At 50.8% G+C, this 15,233-nt stretch carries 16 protein-coding genes; 6 read left to right on the plus strand and 10 right to left on the minus strand.

Going from position 1 to position 15,233, the window contains the following annotated elements:
- The coding region (gene ffh / locus A0129_RS14105) for a signal recognition particle protein (RefSeq protein ID WP_291715984.1) at window positions 1-1,077 on the minus strand (1,077 nt) is incomplete at its 3' end.
- Between the two features lie 47 nt (window positions 1,078-1,124).
- On the opposite strand from ffh, the gene A0129_RS14110 reads away from it, so the two are divergent.
- The 5 genes from A0129_RS14110 (at window position 1,125) to A0129_RS14130 (ending at window position 7,306) form a co-directional block, all read left to right on the plus strand.
- Window positions 1,125-1,964, plus strand: a complete 840-nt coding sequence (locus A0129_RS14110; RefSeq protein WP_291715986.1) for an inner membrane protein YpjD — start codon at window positions 1,125-1,127, stop codon at window positions 1,962-1,964.
- The gene (locus tag A0129_RS14115) at window positions 1,964-2,221 is read left to right on the plus strand and encodes a PP0621 family protein (RefSeq protein WP_291715988.1); all 258 of its coding nucleotides are present in this window, start codon (window positions 1,964-1,966) and stop codon (window positions 2,219-2,221) included. The genes A0129_RS14110 and A0129_RS14115 overlap by 1 nt, the downstream gene beginning before the upstream one ends.
- Window positions 2,222-2,256: 35 nt before the next feature.
- Entirely contained in the window at window positions 2,257-2,820 is a 564-nt protein-coding gene (gene ampD / locus A0129_RS14120; RefSeq protein WP_291715990.1) for a 1,6-anhydro-N-acetylmuramyl-L-alanine amidase AmpD, read from the plus strand.
- A 227-nt stretch (window positions 2,821-3,047) separates the two neighbouring features.
- Window positions 3,048-5,984, plus strand: a complete 2,937-nt coding sequence (locus A0129_RS14125; protein WP_291715992.1) for a ribonucleoside-diphosphate reductase subunit alpha — start codon at window positions 3,048-3,050, stop codon at window positions 5,982-5,984.
- A 116-nt stretch (window positions 5,985-6,100) separates the two neighbouring features.
- Window positions 6,101-7,306 (plus strand): ribonucleotide-diphosphate reductase subunit beta, encoded by a 1,206-nt coding sequence (locus A0129_RS14130; protein WP_291715994.1) that lies wholly within the window; start codon window positions 6,101-6,103, stop codon window positions 7,304-7,306.
- Window positions 7,307-7,534: 228 nt separating this feature from the next.
- Here A0129_RS14130 and A0129_RS14135 read toward each other — a convergent pair whose 3' ends face one another.
- Entirely contained in the window at window positions 7,535-8,101 is a 567-nt protein-coding gene (locus tag A0129_RS14135; protein WP_291715996.1) for a hypothetical protein, read from the minus strand.
- Window positions 8,102-8,551: 450 nt separating this feature from the next.
- Here A0129_RS14135 and A0129_RS14140 point away from each other — a divergent pair, with 450 nt between their 5' ends.
- Complete coding sequence (locus A0129_RS14140; protein ID WP_008249208.1) at window positions 8,552-8,860, plus strand: hypothetical protein; 309 nt, start codon at window positions 8,552-8,554, stop codon at window positions 8,858-8,860.
- Between the two features lie 55 nt (window positions 8,861-8,915).
- Here A0129_RS14140 and A0129_RS14145 read toward each other — a convergent pair whose 3' ends face one another.
- From A0129_RS14145 to A0129_RS14180, 8 genes are all read right to left on the minus strand, one after another.
- Window positions 8,916-9,827 (minus strand): patatin-like phospholipase family protein, encoded by a 912-nt coding sequence (locus A0129_RS14145; protein WP_291715998.1) that lies wholly within the window; start codon window positions 9,825-9,827, stop codon window positions 8,916-8,918.
- Between the two features lie 96 nt (window positions 9,828-9,923).
- Entirely contained in the window at window positions 9,924-10,286 is a 363-nt protein-coding gene (locus A0129_RS14150; protein ID WP_291716000.1) for a copper-binding protein, read from the minus strand.
- A gap of 35 nt (window positions 10,287-10,321) precedes the next feature.
- Window positions 10,322-10,852, minus strand: coding sequence for a DUF411 domain-containing protein (locus A0129_RS14155; RefSeq protein ID WP_138515494.1), 531 nt, complete (start codon window positions 10,850-10,852; stop codon window positions 10,322-10,324).
- Window positions 10,849-11,376, minus strand: a complete 528-nt coding sequence (locus A0129_RS14160) for a cupredoxin family protein (RefSeq protein ID WP_105029066.1) — start codon at window positions 11,374-11,376, stop codon at window positions 10,849-10,851. The genes A0129_RS14155 and A0129_RS14160 overlap by 4 nt, the downstream gene beginning before the upstream one ends.
- A 10-nt stretch (window positions 11,377-11,386) precedes the next feature.
- Window positions 11,387-12,802: a copper oxidase gene (locus tag A0129_RS14165; RefSeq protein WP_291716002.1), complete on the minus strand. Its 1,416-nt coding sequence runs from the start codon at window positions 12,800-12,802 to the stop codon at window positions 11,387-11,389.
- A 19-nt stretch (window positions 12,803-12,821) separates the two neighbouring features.
- Window positions 12,822-14,237: a TolC family protein gene (locus tag A0129_RS14170; protein ID WP_291716004.1), complete on the minus strand. Its 1,416-nt coding sequence runs from the start codon at window positions 14,235-14,237 to the stop codon at window positions 12,822-12,824.
- Window positions 14,237-14,563, minus strand: coding sequence for a hypothetical protein (locus A0129_RS14175; protein WP_105029068.1), 327 nt, complete (start codon window positions 14,561-14,563; stop codon window positions 14,237-14,239). The genes A0129_RS14170 and A0129_RS14175 overlap by 1 nt, the downstream gene beginning before the upstream one ends.
- A 52-nt stretch (window positions 14,564-14,615) precedes the next feature.
- A complete protein-coding gene (locus A0129_RS14180) occupies window positions 14,616-14,996 on the minus strand; it encodes a hypothetical protein (protein WP_138515488.1) in 381 nt (126 codons plus the stop codon).
- Window positions 14,997-15,233 lie beyond the last annotated feature (237 nt).

Consider the following 15,233-nt stretch of genomic DNA (forward strand, 5'->3'; position numbering starts at 1 on the left):
CATCAGTTGGCTGGGCAGCTTGTCCATCAGGCCTTGCAGGCCGCCCATGTTGCGCATTTGGCTGATTTGCGCCAGAAAGTCGTTTAAGTCAAAAGCCTTTCCACTTTTCAGCTTCTTGGCCAGTTTTTCGGCCTCTTGCTGGTCAATCCCTTTTTTGGCCTCTTCTACCAGAGACACAATATCGCCCATGCCCAAAATGCGGCCAGCCACACGGTCGGGGTGGAACTTCTCGAAACCCGTCAGTTTTTCGCCCACACCCATGAATTTGATGGGCTTGCCAGTAATTTGGCGAACCGACAATGCAGCACCGCCACGCGCATCACCGTCCATCTTGGTCAGTACCACGCCGGTCAGGGGCAGGGCTTCGTTAAAGGCCTTGGCTGTGTTGGCGGCGTCCTGGCCCAACATGGCGTCGATCACAAACAGGGTTTCCGTGGGGTTCACCGCAGCATGCAAAGCCTTGATTTCATTCATCATGGCTTCGTCAATGCCCAAGCGGCCGGCTGTGTCCAGAATCAGCACATCAAAAAACTGGCGTTTGGCGTGGTTCAGCGCAGCCAGCGCAATGTCGATTGGCTTCTGCGTTATGTCAGAAGGAAAGAACTCGGCGCCAGCTTGGCCGCTGACTGTTTTAAGCTGTTCAATCGCCGCAGGACGGTACACGTCGGCCGACACCGTCAGCACTTTCTTTTTCAGATTGTCTTTCAGGTATTTGGCCAGCTTGCCGGTGGTGGTTGTTTTACCGGCACCCTGCAGGCCCGCCATCAAAATCACCACTGGGGGCTGCGCCGCCAGGTTGATTTCTTCGGTTTTTTCCCCAATCAGCTTGATAAGCTGTTTGTGAACGATGCCCACCAATGCTTGACCTGGGGTGAGGCTGTTCAAAACCTCTTCGCCCAGTGCCTGCTCCTTCACCTGGTTGATGAACTCTTTCACCACAGGAAGGGCTACGTCGGCCTCCAGAAGCGCCAGGCGAACTTCACGCAACATTTCCTGTGTGTTGGCCTCAGTAATGCGGGCCTCGCCTTTGATATTTTTGACAACGCGCGTTAGGCGATCGGAGAGGTTTTCAAACATCGTGTAGTGCCCCTGACTCGTGCTTTGAATCGAGTAAACTGATTGGTATGAACAACACATTATTGTACGCGCTCGCAGTGCCCCTGCTGTCCGCCTCGGGTGGATTGGCGGCGCTGAACGTTTTCGGCAAGTGGTCTGCACCTGCCGGGTTCAACCGCGCGCTGGCGGCCTTGGCCCTGGTGGTATCAGGGTACTTGCTGGGCACCCTGCTGTTTCAGGCGGACGGCATGCACTTTGGTTTCGTCTTGGGTTTGATGTGCGTGGCTTGGCTGGCTTCGCTGGTGGCTTTTGTCGAAAGTTTTTTTAATCGCGTGCCGTTGCTCGAATTAATTGTATTTCCATTGTGTGCGTTGGCATTTCTGCTGCCACTCTGGATGGGTGAAGACGCTGCAATTCGCATGGCGGGTGACCATCTGTTTCAGTTGCATTTGTTGATTGCATTGGCAGCCTACAGCTTGTTGGGTATTGCTGCCGCCCATGGCATCGTGATGGCATTTCAGGAAAAAGCCTTGCACCAGCCCGTGGCAAGTAATCAGGAAAACCGCATGGTGCGTGAGCGTCTGCTGGATCAATTGCCTTCATTGCTCACCATGGAGTCCATTCTGTTTCGGCAATTGTGGGCGGGCTTCGTGTTGTTGTCGCTTACCTTGATTACCGGTTTTCTGTTTTCCGAGGAATGGAGTGGCAGCAGTTGGCGCTTTGATCACAAAACCTTGTTTGCCATCATTTCATGGTGTTCATTCGCCGTGCTCCTGGGTGGGCGTGTGGTCTTTGGTTGGCGTGGAAAAGTGGCCTTGCGGTGGTGTTTGGGTAGTTACGCGGTGTTGGTGCTGGCTTATTTTGGTACCCAGTTCGTGCTGGAATTTATTTTGAAAAGGGCAGTTTGATGGGTCGTATTCTGTTTTTCCTGGGCCTGGCGTTGGTGGCCTGGGTTCTTTTCAAAAGCTGGCAGCGCAAACAATTGGGTGAAAAGCCTGGCGTAGACGTTAAACAAAAAGGCAATCTTGGCCGTAAAACCCAGGAAGAGATACTGCCTTGCCAACACTGCGGTGCGTACAGCCCCATGTCTGAAGGCGTGATGATGCAGGGTCGCTTTTACTGCGGCCTGGAGCATGCCAAAGCGGCAGGAGAAAAAGTTCGCTGAGTTGAAAGGGTATTGACCTTTAGAAGGGGCGCGCCATGTGGCTGGACGAAGGCTGGATTGAAGAAGACTGGGTGCGCCGCCTGCAGAGCCCCAATCAGGATGCACGCCCCATGGGCACTGTGGTGGATACCCTGGTTGTTCACTGCATCAGCCTGCCCGAGCGCGGACGCGATCCCTCGCCGATCACTGACCTGTTCTTGAATCGACTCGATTGTCATTCCCATGCCTCATTTGCCGAGTTGATCGGCCTGCATGTGTCTTCACATTTTCTGATTGACCGGGACGGCGCTGTCACCCAATTCGTGTCGTGTGAAAAACGGGCCTGGCATGCCGGAATTTCAGCCGCGATGGACCGCAGTAATTTCAATCATTTTTCAATCGGTATTGAATTGCTGGGCGACATTTACACCCCATTCGAGCAAGCTCAATATGCCAGCCTGAAGCGTCTTGCTTTGGAGTTACAAGCACGTTATCCACTGAGATATGCGATGGCGCACAGCGAGATAGCACCCACCCGAAAAACTGATCCAGGGCCCTTCTTTGACTGGAAAGGTCTACGCAAATCAAACACCTACGAACTTCAAATAGACGGCCTTTAAAAGGCCGTTTTTTTGTTGCACTGCGGTTATCCCACGCTTGTCCACAACTTGTTCACAGGGGATAACTCTGTGCACAAGTTGGGGATAAGAAAGTGTTTGCCAAATTGTGTTTCGACCACTACAATTAGTTTCAAGCCACATACAAAACACAAGATATAGTGGTTGCCAGTTTTGCCCCACTACAAAAACAAACCCTCAAGAACACGTTTATTCCAGGAGAAAGATGCATGCTAACTAGCCATGGACCCTCAGATTTGGCGAGCAATTTGGCAACTGATGCGCCCTTGTCCACCTTAAAGCCTGCAGGTGCAGCGCCCGTGGTCGACAGCGCGTACTCAAACTACAAAATTATTCGCCGAAATGGTGCCGTGGTTGGTTTTGAGCCCAGCAAAATTGCCGTGGCCATGACCAAAGCATTTTTGGCGGTGAATGGTGGCCAGGGTGCCGCTTCTGCACGCATCCGCGAACTGGTTGAGCAAATGACCGGCAGCGTGGTGAACGCCTTGGTGCGTCGCCAGCCTTCTGGTGGTATTTTCCATATTGAAGACATTCAAGACCAGGTTGAACTGGCCCTGATGCGCTCCGGCGAAGCTGAAGTGGCACGTGCCTATGTGCTGTATCGCGAACGCCGCGCCCAAGAACGTGCTGCCAAGCAAGTTGAGCAGGCTGAACAACATACCCTGAATGTAATTGATGGCGACATCAAGCGCCCACTCGACGTTGAGGCACTGAAAGCCCTGATTGAAAGTGCCGCTGTTGGCCTGAACGAAATTGACGTTGCACACCTTCAGAAAGAAACCCTGAAGAACCTGTATGACGGCGTGAAAATCGACGAAGTGTTCAAGTCCGCGATTTTGGCCTCACGTGCCATGATCGAGAACGAACCCAGTTACACACTGGTGACCTCGCGCCTGTTGCTGCACACCATTCGCCGTGAAATTATCGGCCGCGAAATTGCGCAAGATGAAATGGCGCAGGTGTACCCCGAGTACTTTCCCCAGTTCATCAAGAAGGGTATTGCCGCTGGCCTGCTCGATAATCGCCTGGCCCAGTTCGATATGAAGAAACTGGGTGCTGCCCTGAAGTACGAACGCGACTTGCAGTTCGACTACCTCGGCCTGCAAACTTTGTATGACCGCTACTTCCTGCACGTGGAAGGCACCCGCATTGAAATGCCACAGGCGTTTTACATGCGCGTGGCCATGGGGCTGGCCCTCAATGAAGTGGATCGCGAAGCACGCGCCATCGAGTTCTATGAAGTGTTGTCGACATTTGACTTCATGAGCTCTACGCCCACATTGTTCAACAGCGGCACCATTCGTTCGCAGTTGTCTTCCTGCTACCTCACCACGATTGGTGACGACCTGGATGATATTTACGAAGGCATCAAGGAAAACGCATTGCTTTCCAAGTTTGCTGGTGGCCTGGGCAATGACTGGACGCCAGTTCGCGCCTTGGGCAGCCACATCAAAGGCACCAATGGCAAGTCACAAGGTGTGGTGCCTTTCCTGAAAGTGGTGAACGATACCGCAGTGGCCGTAAACCAGGGTGGCAAGCGCAAAGGCGCGGTGTGTGCTTACCTGGAAACATGGCATCTGGACATCGAAGAATTCCTAGAATTGCGCAAGAACACTGGCGATGACCGCCGCCGCACCCACGACATGAACACCGCGAACTGGATTCCCGACCTGTTCATGAAGCGTGTGATGGAAGGTGGCAATTGGACACTGTTCAGCCCATCCGACGTACCTGATCTTCACGACCTGTATGGCAAGGCCTTCGAAAAAGCCTATGTGGGCTATGAAGAGAAAGCCGCGCGTGGCGATTTGAAGTTGTTCAAAACCGTGGAAGCAGCCAAGCTGTGGAGAAAAATTCTCTCCATGCTGTTTGAAACCGGACACCCCTGGATTACTTTCAAAGACCCTTGCAACATTCGCAGCCCCCAGCAACATGTGGGCGTGGTGCACTCGTCCAACCTGTGTACAGAAATTACCCTGAACACCAACGAAAACGAAATTGCGGTGTGTAACCTCGGTTCTGTGAACCTGACACGCCACTTGAAGCCTGCCGACAACGGCGAGCTGGTGCTGGACCACGAGAAACTGCAGAAAACCGTGGGCGTGGCCATGCGTATGCTGGACAACGTGATCGACATCAACTACTACGCAGTGGCCAAGGCGCGCAATTCCAACCTGCGTCACCGCCCGGTGGGCTTGGGCATGATGGGCTTCCAGGATGCCTTGCACATGATGCGCAAACCCTATGCAAGCCGCGATGCAGTTGAGTTTGCCGACGAAAGCATGGAAGCCATTTGCTACTACGCTTATGAAGCATCCACAGAACTGGCCGCCGAGCGCGGCGCCTACAGCACCTTCAAGGGCTCGCTGTGGGACAAGGGCATCATGCCTTTGGATTCACTGAAGTTGCTGGAAGAAGAGCGCGGCGGTTACGTGGAAGTGGATACAAGCAGCCGTATGGATTGGGACGCTCTGCGTGCACGCATCAAGAAGCACGGCATGCGCAACTCCAACTGTGTGGCCATTGCACCCACAGCAACCATTTCCAACATTATTGGTGTGGCTGCATCGATCGAGCCGACATTCCAGAACCTGTATGTGAAATCGAACCTGAGTGGCGAATTCACCATCGTGAACGAACACCTGGTGCGCGACTTGAAGCGCTTGGGTATTTGGGACGAAGTCATGATTGCCGACCTGAAGTACTTTGACGGTTCTGTGATGAAGATTGATCGCATTCCGGAAGATTTGAAGCGCCTGTATGCCACAGCCTTTGAAATGGACCCGCGTTGGTTGGTTGAAGCGGCAGCCCGTCGCCAGAAATGGATTGACCAAGGCCAAAGCTTGAACATTTACATGGCGGGTGCTAGCGGTAAACGCCTGGATGACACTTACAAATTGGCCTGGTTGCGCGGTTTGAAAACAACCTACTACCTACGCACGATCGGTGCTACCCATGCAGAGAAATCCACTTTGAGCGGTGGTGAACTGAACTCGGTGAATGCTGAAGGTGGTGCCTCTGCCGCGTTTACATCAGCCCCGGCCACTGGCTTGGTGCCCAACCTGCCTGAACCTGAGATTGAGGGCAAGGTGTGCACCATGCGCCCAGGCGATGCAGGCTTCGACGAGTGTGAGGCTTGCCAGTAAAGTTTGATTAAAAGACCAGCGATTTGGGCAAGTGGCCAAGACTTGCCCAAGTGAATAAAAATGAACATAATGACACTGTGAATTTATACAGTGTATTAGTTAAGGAGTTAGAAAATATGCTGTCTTGGGACGATGAATTTGATGCAGCCATGGGCAAAACAGCAACTGCTGCCAAGCCCCCCGTGCAAATGCCGCCAGCCATGGGTTCTGTGGCTTCGGGTTTTGCTGCGCCAGCCAGCCAAGGTTTGTACCAGCAAGCTGCGCGCCCTGTGGTGCAGCAGCCTGCCGCTGAAGGTGCAAAGGCTGGCCGTGTAAACGCAGCCGACAAGCGCGTAATTAACGGCACCACCGATGTAAACCAGCTTGTGCCTTTCAAGTACAAGTGGGCTTGGGAAAAGTACCTGAGCCAGTGCGCCAACCACTGGATGCCGCAAGAAATCAACATGGATCGCGACATCGCTCTTTGGAAAGACCCCAATGGTTTGACTGAAGACGAGCGCCTGATCGTGAAGCGTAACCTGGGCTTTTTTGTAACAGCCGATTCACTGGCTGCCAACAACATTGTGCTGGGTACTTACCGCCACATTACAGCGCCCGAGTGCCGCCAGTTTTTGCTGCGCCAGGCGTTTGATGAAGCCATTCACACCCATGCTTACCAGTACATCGTAGAAAGCCTGGGTATTCCTGAAGCGGAAACCTTCAATGCTTACAACGAAATCAAATGTATTCGTGACAAAGACGAATTCCTGATTCCGTTCATCGACGTGTTGACTGACCCCGAGTTCAAAACCGGTACGCTGGAAAACGACCAGAAACTGCTGAAGAGCTTGATCGCTTTTGCTTGCATCATGGAAGGCATGTTCTTCTACGTGGGCTTTGTGCAAATTCTGGCGCTGGGTCGCCAAAACAAGATGATTGGTGCTGCCGAGCAGTTCCAGTACATTTTGCGCGACGAATCAGCACACTGCACATTCGGTATCGACCTGATCAACACCGTAAAACTGGAAAACCCACACCTGTGGACACCTGAGTTCAAGGAAGAGATCAAGGCCATGTTCCGCAAGGCTGTTGAACTTGAACACGCGTATGCCGTAGACACCATGCCACGCGGCGTGCTGGGCTTGAATTCTGCCCAGTTTATGGAATACATGAAGTTTATTTGCAACCGCCGTTCCAACCAGATTGGCTTGGGTACCTTGTACGAAGGCGCAACCAACCCATTCCCATGGATGAGTGAAATGATGGACTTGAAGAAAGAAACCAACTTCTTCGAGCGCCGTGTGACTGAATACCAAACTGGTGGTGCGTTAAGCTGGGATTAATCGTAAATTTCACTTAATAATTAGACAGGCACTTAGTAATTAGATTGACCACACATTAATAACTGGATTTGGACCTTAGCAGTCGGATCTACGATTCATTGTTGATTTGAAGTAAATTTAATTTACGAATAAGACCGAGTTTTAAGTTGTAAAAAGTAAAAAGCCAACCTTTAGAGGTTGGCTTTTTATTGGTCAATGATGGATACAGGTACAGTCAAAATTTGGTATTTAAATTTGCCTTAATTCAATAGTAAATTGCCTGCTTTCAATATGCTGGGACTCATTTTTTGATGTGGCACCAGTTTTTATAAACCTTAGAGATTTATTCAAGAGATCTGCAGGGCTTACTGTCGGAGCGCCATTGTTAACATCGGGTGAAACTGTGAGAAATTCGCTAAAATAATCTTTTCCAGCAGATGTTAATCTGTAACCGAATGGGGCAGAAACTCTTGGTACTAGCCTCTGCTTGATTTCCAAGTCTTTTAATACTCTTTTTGGTAGCAGATAATTTAAAAGATTTGTGTCCATTATCGCCTGTGTATTCAATAGGTCGACACTTTCTACGCACTGTGCGATACAAATTGAGGCGATAGTATTAAAAATTTCTCTGTACTTGGCTAGTTCGTAGGTCCGTGAAAATCTGAAGATTGTCGAAGGACTGTTTTTATTAAGTGGCGTTTTTGGTGATTCCGGGGTTTGACTCGATAATTGACCGAAAATAGAAGAGTAACGATTACTGATCTCTGTCCACACCTCCTCGCTTATGATGCCGTTGCGATTTCTTGCGATCTGCATGTCACCATAAAACCCGTCAAAGCGTGACCACTCTATCGTTCTTGATCTGGCGCTACTTGACGTCTTTTGTGTTCTGATATTGCCTGTCACGTGGCTGATCAGTTCATCCTGACAAGTAGGAGGGTAATACCCCATGGGCAGAGAAATGGCAGTTAGACGCGTTAAAAGGAGTACTGAGATCTTTCATGTTGGATCCCAACCTGATTGGATATTCATCAATACTGAGAGTTGGGAAATGATCTTTCCCTTGATTAATTCGATCTTGCTTGCGACATTATTTCAACGCGATCATATTTGATTCCGGTTACCGGTTAGTATTTTGGTTTGTTACAAATTTGTAATTCAATTGAGAGGATCTGGTCATTCGTCCCTGCGTAAAGTGTGAGTCATGCCAAAGCTTGATTAAAAGCCGAGGCGAAACCCAAACTGATACACACAAGGAGATTTACCATGAAAACACGTCAATTGATCGCATCCACAGTGTTTGCCATTTCCGCAACGCTTCCAGCTTTTGCCTTGGCCAGCGGCCCTACAGATCACGGTGATGGCACCGACCATGTGGCACTGATCAGCCAAGGCAAACTGGCCACCCAAGCAACGGTGCTAAAAGAGTATCAACAAGCGGTAAAAGCAGATCAGTTCAACCCTCTGGCCGGAGATTCGACAGTGTTGGTACACGAATTCGAATCGTCGAAGTCACGGGCTGAGGTACTGAGTGAGATCAAAAGCGTTGATCTCACAGAAGGCGATGCAAGCTAATGAAGGGGTTAAGGGTTGGTGTTAATTCGCCGCCAACCCGTGCATAATTAACAAATCACTTCAGCAGTTTTTCAGCTTTCCGAAGTTTTTCTTTGGCTTCCAAATAACCTGTTTTAAATACCCAATGACGATCATTCAAACCCAGTTGACCAACATTGGTTAACTGAGGGGCGATGATCATTGTCGCCTGTAACATCTCCAGTTCTTTGATTCTAAAACTCGATATCAAAAAGGTTTGAAACATCAAATCGGTAAGCGTAGAGACCTCAGCAAGCTCGGGGGGATACACCACGTCTACGGCAAGAATTGGAAGATCACTCAAGCGTTTTGCCGGAACTATCGGCAGTGGAGAACTGGCCTGACCATCGATGTAAAGACGGCCATTAATGGAAGGTGGCGTGAAGATACCTGGAATTGTTGAAGATGCCCGCACTGCCTGGGCGACATCACCTGCATTAAAGACCACGGGACGACCTGTTTGGAGGTCTGTGGCCACTATGGCAATTGGTTTCGGGAGATCTTCAAATGTTTGAATGCCGAAATCCCTGCGCAATTGCCGTTCAAGAAACTGACCCGAAAAAACTCCAGCCTCGCCCTTTAAAACTGGCTGTCCCAGATTCGGTAACACGGGTACAAACAGATCACTGTTATTTAGTGATTCTGCACGTTGCATCATTTGATCGGCTGTATAGCCCAAGCCCCAGTACGCAGCCACGACAGCACCCGCACTGGTGCCAATCACCATTCGGGGCTCAAGCCCCAATTCCTCCAGGGCTTTAAGAACTCCGATGTGGGCAAAGCCACGAACCCCTCCACCGGAGAGAACCAAAATAAAGCCCTCCTCCATTTTCTGTGTGCGGGTAGCACGCTCGGCGCTAAACCAAGGTTCCTTCTTTACTGTAACCGTTGGTTTGTGACTTTCCGGATGAACAAAATTTCCGACTGTTTGACAGGCGCAAAGCACCATTGCGGAACCCAGCAAACTCAACATCAATCCCAATTTACCCACAATGACCGATCCATTGGGAAATCCAGGTTTACTTTGCAATGGTGCTTCTCCTGATTACTGTTTCTTCTCGATGTGGGTGATGTTCATGTTTTGATCCACAGCAAAGAGAACATTGTCGCCCTTATTCAGGCCTTCCAGTTGCGCAGCCTCTTTGGCAGAGAAAACCATAGTCATAGGTGGCATTTGAAGGTTTTTGATTTCGCCATGCTTCAACGTGACCTTACCAGTCTTCGGATCAATTTTTTTCACCTCGCCCTGCGTCATTTCCATGGTTTCCGACTGCTTCATCTGCATGCCTTCCATGGACTTTTGCTCACCGGCTTTACTTGAATGGACGCCGTGATCTCCCCCGGCAAAAACCGAAGTCGAAATTGACAATGCAAAGATAGAAGCGATTTTGATTAACTGGTTTTTCATGATTGTTTCCTTTCAATGTTTATTGAGTTACTTGTTCAAAATTGATCTTGATAGGTTTTTACTTCCGCATAAACGGACACACTTCCGTCCTTTTTCAGGAGTAACACCTGATAAGGCATGAATTTGTTGCCATATTCCATGCCAGGAGAGCCAACTGGCATCGCTGGAACGGACAGACCAAGTGAATCCTCGGGTGTTTCGTTCAGAAATTCCCTTATGTACTTGGCTGGAACATGGCCTTCAAACACAAAGCCATTCGCCGATACTCCTGTGTGACAGGATTGGTAATTGTTTTCGATACCGAACTGCGCCTTAATGCTGTCTAGGTCTTCGTGATTCGAATACTTCACGGAAAACCCCGATTTTTCCAAGTGTTTAATCCATTCGCCGCAGCAACCGCAGGTCGCTGTTTTGTGTACATGAATGGGTAAAACTTGATTGGCATCAGATTCTGTTGCAGCCACTGAGACTTTCTCAACAGTTGAGAAAGTCTCAGGTTTGATGGCAGCAAAAACACCCAATGCCAAAATTGCAGTTGCAATACCAACAAAAGCAATTCGCTTCACTTTTCAGCTCCAGAGGATTTCGCGACGCGCAGTGGTCCGCGCATACCTGCATCAAAGTGGCCTGCAATCAAGCAGGCAAACTCAAACTCGCCACTTCGGTTGAAAGTCCACACCATCTCAGTGGTTTTGCCCGGAGCCACATGTGCCATATAGGGCTCTTCATGCTCCATGTTTGGAAACTTCTTCATTAAGTCTGCATGCTCCAGGTTCTTGTCTTTTGTCCCCAGAACAAACTCATGCATCAGCTTTCCTTCGTTCTTGACAATAAACTTCACTGTTTCACCTTCCTTGAACTGCAACGAGGATGGCTCAAAGCGCATGCTGTCGGACATTACGACTTTGACAGTGCGGTCTATCTTGGTCGGAGTACCGGCAATGCCCCAAGCGGTTTGCTCAAGAACTGGCTGTGCATTGGAATCTGACTTTTTGTGTTCTTGAGTGCCGTGCGCCAATACGGCCACGGGCAATAAAAGCCCAGCGCCAAGCAGTAGCGATAGGGAATGATTTGCGAATGATTTTTTCATGATTAACTCCTTAGTGGCCCGAATGGCCTTGAGGTTTTCTGACCTTCAACTCGATTGTTTCCTGAGGTCGATTGCTGGATTTCATGGCGGGTTTTCCTGCCTTGTCGGACGTAACTGGCTTGGGCATGTCCGGGCCTTCATATTCAAAGGCTACGGTTCTGGCCGGGTGCTTGTACCAACCTGGGTCCGAATAATCCCCAGGCTTTTGGTCTTTGCGCACTTTCAACATGCTGAACATGCCGCCCATTTCCACGGAGCCAAATGGACCATCGCCCGTCATCATGGGTATGGTGTTGTCAGGAATCGGCATCGTCATCTCGGTCATGTCGGCCATGCCCCGTTCACCCATCACCATGTAATCAGGGACGAGCCCCCGGGCTTTTTTGGTAATACCGCGGTGGTCCACACCAATCATGGTGGGCAGGTTGTGGCCCATGGCGTTCATGGTGTGGTGGCTTTTGTGGCAATGAAAGGCCCAATCGCCTTCCTCATTGGCCAGAAAATCAATTTGACGCATTTGCCCCACGGCGATGTCGGTGGTCACTTCAGGCCAACGACTTCCCTTGGGTGTGGGGCCGCCATCGGTGCCACTTACCTCGAATTCATGGCCGTGCAGGTGAATGGGGTGGTTGGTCATGGTCAGGTTACCAATCCGTATGCGCACCTTGTCATTTTTTCGAACACACAAGGGCGAAATTCCCGGAAACACGCGACTGTTCCAGGTCCACAAATTGAAATCCAGCATGGTCATGATTTTCGGTGTATAGGCACCGGGATCAATGTCATAGGCGTTCAAGAGGAAACAGAAATCCCGGTCCACGTTGTCAATCAAGGGATGTTTGTTTTTGGGGTGAGTCACCCAAAAACCCATCATGCCCATGGCCATTTGCACCATCTCATCGGCATGCGGGTGGTACATGAAGGTGCCGGGGCGCTTGGCCTCGAACTCATACACAAAGGTTTTGCCGGAAGGAATGGCCGGCTGGTTCAGGCCCGCAACGCCGTCCATGCCATTGGGCAGGCGCTGGCCATGCCAGTGCACGCTGGTGTGCTCAGGCAGTTTGTTGGTCACAAAAATACGAACCCTGTCGCCTTCAACCACTTCAATGGTGGGGCCTGGGCTTTGACCGTTGTAGCCCCAAAGGTGAGCGACCATACCCGGTGCCATTTCACGCACCACAGGTTCTGCCACCAGGTGGAATTCCTTCACGCCGTTGTTCATGCGCCAAGGCAAGGTCCAACCATTCAAGGTGACCACTGGGTTATAGGGCCGCCCAGTGTTGGGGGTCAATGGGTCCATGGTGTCAGGCGAGGTTTGAATGACGGGCTCGGGCAGCGCGGCCATGGCCACTTTGCTGACACTGGCTGCCGCCACCGCACCACCGGCCATGCCGGCAAACTTGAAAAAATCTCTTCTGGAATTCATTGTGCTTACTCCAAATCTTTTAATGACCACCAGCCGCGTCGGCTGCTGGACTTCTGGCACCCATGGAAAGCTTCACATTGCCTGGACTGCCCATCAATGCAGCATCCAGGGCCAGTTGCGCTCGCAGAAAGTTCGCTGATGCGTCAATGGATGACTCGATGGAACGCACCTGATTGCGACTGTCGGCAAGTAGCTCGAAAGTACCAATCAACATGCCGTTGTAACGCAGTGTGTTTTGCTCGGCCAAGGTATCGAGCATTGGAACCACCTCAGTTTGATAGTGCTTGGCAATGTCATAAGCTGTGCGGTAATTGGTGTAACTTTCCCGCAGGTTTGAATCAACATTCCTCATGACCGCCTCAAGCGTGTTGGCCTTGGCCAGTAACTCGGCAGAAAACGCGTCACGCCGCAAGCCACCCCAATCGAACAGGGGCAATCGAATGTCCAGTTCATATCCCTTTGGGTTGGTTTTGGAGCCGGAGTCTCTGTCAAATACAGAATCGCGGCGAATCCCAGCCTCAATGTCTACAAAGGAGCTCACGGTTTCAGCACCAGACACTTTCAGCGCCGCGTCGTAAGCTTGCTTGGCCATTTGAACATCCAGCCGCGAGGTGGCCTGTTTGGACACTTCTTCAGGCTTTTTCACAGTGGCGGGCAAGTCTGGCAAGCGATCTGGAAGTTTCAGTTTTTCAAACTGCTGTGCATCAAGCCCGAGCACCCGAACTAGTTTTTCCCGGGTGGACGTGGCTTCCTGACGTGCCATGGCCAGGCCAAGAGCCGCATCTGAATAAAACATTTGCTGTCGAATGCGTTGAATAATGGTGAAGTTGCCTACCTCCTCCATGCGCTTGGCCAATTCGGCACTGGCTTGCGCATTCTCGTAAACCTGCTCTGCATACTGCTGTTTTTGTAAAGCGACCACTGCATCAACCCACGCCGCACGGGCCTGTGCCACCTGCCCAATCACATCGCCAGCCAATTGCAGTTGAGCTCGCTCAATTCGAAAAGTTGCAGCCTGTTGACGCCAGGGAAGCGTGACCAGATCGAGCAAACCAAAACTGAACAATCGTCCAATTTCAAGTTCATCCCCAACTGTTATTCGTTCGAAATTGAAGATTGGATTGGGAATTCGACCCGATTGGGCAGCCAACGCAGACTCGCTATAGCCCCGAGCCAGCAAAGCCTGGAATTCAGGACTGTTCACCAACATCAGTTCAACTGTCGAATTCAAGTTCAGTGGTTTTTTCAACAGCGCATCTGCCTGCCCTCGCAGCTGCTTGCGCTGCTCATCATTCAGAGCAAGAACCACTTTCTTGTCGGTCATGGACGCTGTGGTTTCATTCAGGTTGGCCATGGACTGATCCATGTTCACTGTGGCGCAACCAGTCAAACCTGCAATCGCCAAGGCCATTGCCGTGTATCTCAAGGTTTTCATCAATGCCCCCCTTGGTGAGCTTCACCGGGGTTCATGGGCTTTTTCATCTTGCTCATGTCATGCCCCATGCCGCTATCCTGCATGGGTTGCTGGTCTTCACCATCTTTCAGGTAAGGCTCACGGGCGTAATATTGCCAGCCACCAATTTTCTCGACATTCTGATTGGCCCCCACCCAATCACGGTCGCCTTCCTTGGGCTTCCATGTTGAGTAGTTCTCAAAGGCTGATTGATACTCAATCTGCAAACCCTCTGACTGGGCATTTGCAAACCCTGTGCTTGCTGCGAGAACTGAACCCGCAAGCAGTAATTGAATAGCCGTGCGCATACACGTACCTCCACCGATAAAATGAAATCAAGAAATGAAATTCAGAATTGGCTTAAGCCAGAATGGGCGGTCGGTAAGGCAGCGCCAGGTCGGCACTGGGCAGAATTGAAGAGAAAGAAACGGAGAAAAGGCGTTTGGACTCGATCAAACCAACTTCAACCACTGGCAGGTCGAGTTTTGCCTTGTAGATGGCATCGCAACTGCAACAGGGCCTTTCTTGGGACTCATGGTCGGCTGAAGCCGGGTGTAGTCCGTTTCCGGCCGAGGTGTGTTCAGCGCAATGATCCGGAATCGACGGGGATGGGCTGAACTCACTGGCAGATTGCTCAACATCACCGGTATGACAACCCACCATGACCGCGAGCGCCGTACCCTGAAAAATGACAGAGGTGGCGATTACAAACATCAACAGTGATTTGATCACTTTGGTCATGGTTGCGCGGTCCGGTGATTGTTCCAAAGAATAACATCGCTTTCGCAGATGTCAAACCTTGCCTTTAGTTCGAATTAGCAAGACGACGCTCTTCTAGAGTTTGGCTTTGCAATTCACGCAGCACCTCCTGACGGGATTTTCCAGAGCGTGAGTTGCCCCAATCACCGTGTGTGGTCCCATCACCGCTGGCTTCAGAACCAATGATGTTTGCGCTGTAGCCGCGAAATCCCTTGCTGG

The sequence above is a fragment of the Limnobacter sp. CACIAM 66H1 genome, from assembly GCF_001601825.1.
In the GTDB taxonomy this organism is placed as follows: domain Bacteria; phylum Pseudomonadota; class Gammaproteobacteria; order Burkholderiales; family Burkholderiaceae_B; genus Limnobacter.